Here is a 520-nt window from a genome sequence, read left to right as displayed (position 1 = left end):
GCCGAAGAATCTTCATCGTCCTTGCTGTTATCCTGCTTCTGGATGGGGCTGTTTATAAAGACGCTGGTATAGCCATCAGGCTTGAGCTGGGTATGGCCATTGATCTTGGCCTGGTTGGCGATGCAGTTGACGATCGCCATGTTGAGCAACCGGCGATCGGGATCCAGGGTCGGCGTCGCTCCTTTGAAGCAGGCTGGAACGCCGGTCTCCTTTGTCGGCGCCTTGGACTTGTCCCCGACAAGCCCGTTCGCGATCTCGTATTTATAGACGTCATATCTGGAAGCCGGTACAGCGGCGCCGGTCGGGTTGGTGGTGCTCGGGACGTTGGGGTACGCCGTGCCGTGATTGATCAGCCAATAATTGGTGCGATCCCAGGTCGAATTGGTCATCCCTGTGGCGGAATCGAAGCTATTGCCTGGCGGTAGCGCCATTGCCGTCCCGTCTGTGTTTGCCTTGTATTTGTTGCAGTTGGCGGTCTTGTCCACTCCCTTGCGCACATTGGTCGCCGGCCGATATCGCC

1 pseudogene is annotated in these 520 nt (G+C 57.5%); it reads right to left on the bottom strand.

Annotated elements, in window-relative coordinates:
- Positions 1–485 (bottom strand): annotated as a pseudogene (locus ACXJ7R_RS36165) (hypothetical protein); the annotation flags it as partial.
- Positions 486–520 lie beyond the last annotated feature (35 nt).

The organism is Mesorhizobium sp. P5_C1 (assembly GCF_054049815.1).
Note: the sequence above shows the minus strand (reverse complement) of the source record. Positions and strands in the feature narration are given on the sequence as shown.